Here is a 3236-nt window from a genome sequence, read left to right as displayed (position 1 = left end):
CTTTTCTTTAGCCATCGAGACCGTCTCCCATCGTTGAATTGAGCTAGTCACGCCACCATTAAAACAAAGGCAGATATTTACATATCTGCCTTTGAGGTTTGGAGCTCATGAGCGGATTTGAACCGCTGACCTCACCCTTACCAAGGGTGTGCTCTACCAACTGAGCTACATGAGCGAAACATATACCGCAAACATCGAAGCTGGAGCGGGTAGCGGGAATCGAACCCGCATCATCAGCTTGGAAGGCTGAGGTTCTACCACTAAACTATACCCGCGAACGCCGAAGCTTACGCTTGAATCTGGTGGAGGGGGAAGGATTCGAACCTTCGAAGTCTATGACGTCAGATTTACAGTCTGATCCCTTTGGCCGCTCGGGAACCCCTCCAAAGTGAGGCGGCATTTTCATCATCTGCCACCAGGCTGTCAAGCATTTTCTCATATAAATCTTGAGCTTAGCTTCATCGACAGCCGCTTCGCGAAGAAACCAATCAGCCCTAGCTGCGAAGCGGGCGCCATTCTATGCAAACTATTCGGAAGTTGCAACGCCTGTGCAGGACATCTGCCGATGCTGCAGTTCCGGCATGTCGTTTTTCAAGCCTCGCAAGATGGTATCGTCCAGCTGATTACGACTAGCGACTGCGACGCGCACCCAGTACTTGCGGTGCATACGCGGTAACTCACGAACCAGCGCCGCATAGCCAACCTCGCGCAAACGAGCAACCACCCCCTCTGCAGAGTCTTTTCGCGAGAAGATCCCAAGCGAAATACCATTCGACAGGTCGCCTACCGTAATGATGTAGCTATCAATATTGCGGCTTTGCAGTTCACGCAACTGGCGTAGCGAGGCCTGCCTGGACGCAAGCGGGGGCAGATAGACCCAGTAATCCACGCCGGTAGCTGCGTCGACCTGCTGAACCTCGGACTGCACATCCAGACTCAGCAGACGCTGCTCTAAAGACTCTGCTTGCTGCTCTTCGTCGAACCCACCAAGGAACAGACATCCGTCATCATTGGCCGCTGATGATGAACTGGCTCGCCGCTGGGGTACTGAGGACTCACTGAGCAAAGTGATGTTCTGCTGAAGCCGGCTGTAAGAATCGAGAGGCGCGACCTCTTTAACTCGAACCGGAGCCTCGTATTGGTGCTGAACCCAGAAAAAAACATTCAACAGCACCAAAAGAAGAAATAACCAACGCATGCAACCTTCAACCTTATAGATGCGTTAGGGGCAAGCGATTGCCAGCCCCCGAAAAACGAGATCCGGTATGCGCTGGACCTGGCCGATATCCTTGATCAGACCCGCATCACCCCCAGTAGCATAAACGCTGAAGGCCGCCCCAAAACGATCGCCCGCCTGACGAACTTGTGTCGACACAAAACTGTGGAGCATTGATAGACAGCCGCGCTCCACCGCCTCTAAGGTGGTTCGCCCGGGCTCTAGAGTGCAGGATGCAGCAGGCGCCTCATCCATGGAGTAACGTATGCGCTGCGTATGAGCATGCAACTGACTCCTAAGCAGGGAAATTCCTGGACAGATAAAACCACCAAGATGGACACCCTGTGCATCCACCAGATCAGCAGTCACCGCCGTCCCCAGATCAAGCACGAGCATGGCGTCACGCTTGAGCTGAAAAGCGCCGACCATAGCCAGCCAGCGATCCATCCCAAGCCGCTCATACTCAAGATAGCCATTGATTACGCCGCCCAACTCTTTAGCAGGGGTAGCGCTCTGAACGTGAACAGACAGGGCGTCGGAGATGCGCGTACAGATCTCCATGGTCTCTTGGTCGCTGCGTACGCTGACCAACCTAGCTCTCAAGATACGCAAGTGAACCAGACCGCCAAGCTCCCCCAATAAGCCAGCCGCACAGCTCGAGGCTCCCTGCGCCGCAACGACGCCGGAACAAGAGTCCAAGACGCGCCATTTGATCAAGCTGTTACCGCAGTCCACCTCAAGAATCATTGATCCAACCTCAAGCTTAGTTCCCCGCCGCTGAATGAACGCTCGACACCGTCAATCATCAGTCTGAGCCCACCCTGGTGATCCACTCCCAGCACCGTTCCCGAAAACTCTTGCGTCCCAGTGCTAAGCGTACATCTGCGATGCTGCCAAATATGGCTCGCCTCCCACTCATCCCTCAGGCCGGAGAACCCAGTGCTAGCGTGCTGATCGAGATATGTTTTCAGCTTGCCGGCAAGCGTAAGCGCCAGTTCATTTCGATCAACCATCCCGATCCACTCGTTGAGGGATGTCCAAGGTTGATCGATCCCCTCGGCTTCATGCATGTTAACGTTGATGCCAATGCCAGCCACTACATGGCATTGATCCGCGGGATCGCCAGTCAGCTCCAACAGAATCCCCGAGATTTTGCGTCCATCCACGTATACGTCGTTTGGCCACTTCAGCCCTGCTTGAGGTAACCCCATTTGGCGCAACGTCTGCATAACAGCCAATCCGACCACAAGACTCATGCCGGACAGCTGTCTAGCACCACCGTGCACCTCTAACGCCAGACTGCAGTACAGGTTCTTTCCAAACGGACTTACCCATTGTCGCCCTCGCCGCCCTCGCCCTGCAGACTGAGCTTCTGCAAGCACAAGCAGCGGGGCCTGGCCGGAGGCTAGAAGCCTCAGAGCTTCCGAGTTCGTAGAGTCGAGCGTGTCAAACAGATGTAACGCCCAGCCCATAGCTCTCATCCGCGGGACGAGCTTATCTTCATCGAGCAAAGACAAAGGTTCGGCCAGACGATAACCCCGGCCGGGAACCTTATAAAGGAGGAGCGCCGTTTCACTTTGAACGCGCTGGAGGTGCTTCCAGACAGCGCTACGACTTACACCCAAAGCCTCGCCCAGCTCCCGCCCAGAATGGAACCGTCCATCTTGGAGCAACTTCAACAGCTTATTCATGCCACCCCCGTAAACGAGGCCCGAATAATAGCGACACAAGGAATGCCTGCCTACAAAGCTTTCATCAGCGCAAAAGCAAACCCCCGACCCGCTTACGCGGATCGGGGGTTTGGTGTAGGAGCTTGACGATGACCTACTCTCACATGGGGAAACCCCACACTACCATCGGCGATGCATCGTTTCACTGCTGAGTTCGGAATGGGATCAGGTGGTTCCAACGCTCTATGGTCGTCAAGCAATTCTGTTGCTGCCTCGGGGTTTAGCCGCTGCAGCGAATTGGGTATGTGATCGAATCGGTATTGCGTGTTCGTGCAGATTTTCGGTCTGTT

Annotated in this window: 3 protein-coding genes, 3 tRNA genes and 1 rRNA gene; all 7 read right to left on the bottom strand. The window is 54.8% G+C overall.

Going from position 1 to position 3236, the window contains the following annotated elements; genetic code table 11:
• Positions 1-99: 99 nt before the first annotated feature.
• The 7 genes from HZR81_RS23285 to rrf all read right to left on the bottom strand — a co-directional run bounded on the left by HZR81_RS23285 (position 100) and on the right by rrf (position 3143).
• Positions 100-175: transfer RNA gene (locus tag HZR81_RS23285), tRNA-Thr, on the bottom strand.
• 26 nt (positions 176-201) lie between these two features.
• A tRNA-Gly gene (locus HZR81_RS23280) sits at positions 202-275 on the bottom strand.
• 25 nt (positions 276-300) lie between these two features.
• Positions 301-385 (bottom strand) — tRNA-Tyr (locus HZR81_RS23275).
• Between the two features lie 141 nt (positions 386-526).
• The gene (locus tag HZR81_RS23270; RefSeq protein ID WP_133456299.1) at positions 527-1198 is read right to left on the bottom strand and encodes an SPOR domain-containing protein; all 672 of its coding nucleotides are present in this window, start codon (positions 1196-1198) and stop codon (positions 527-529) included.
• Between the two features lie 24 nt (positions 1199-1222).
• Positions 1223-1963, bottom strand: a complete 741-nt coding sequence (locus tag HZR81_RS23265) for a type III pantothenate kinase (RefSeq protein ID WP_500129366.1) — start codon at positions 1961-1963, stop codon at positions 1223-1225.
• Positions 1960-2907, bottom strand: a complete 948-nt coding sequence (birA, locus tag HZR81_RS23260) for a bifunctional biotin--[acetyl-CoA-carboxylase] ligase/biotin operon repressor BirA (protein ID WP_208217461.1) — start codon at positions 2905-2907, stop codon at positions 1960-1962. Before birA ends, HZR81_RS23265 begins: the two co-directional genes overlap by 4 nt.
• A gap of 120 nt (positions 2908-3027) precedes the next feature.
• Positions 3028-3143, bottom strand: a 5S ribosomal RNA gene (gene rrf / locus HZR81_RS23255).
• Positions 3144-3236: the final 93 nt, after the last annotated feature.

Source organism: Pseudomonas sp. LM13, from assembly GCF_041381355.1.
GTDB classification, from domain to species: domain Bacteria; phylum Pseudomonadota; class Gammaproteobacteria; order Pseudomonadales; family Pseudomonadaceae; genus Stutzerimonas; species Stutzerimonas frequens.
This window is presented reverse-complemented; position numbering and strand designations above follow the sequence as displayed.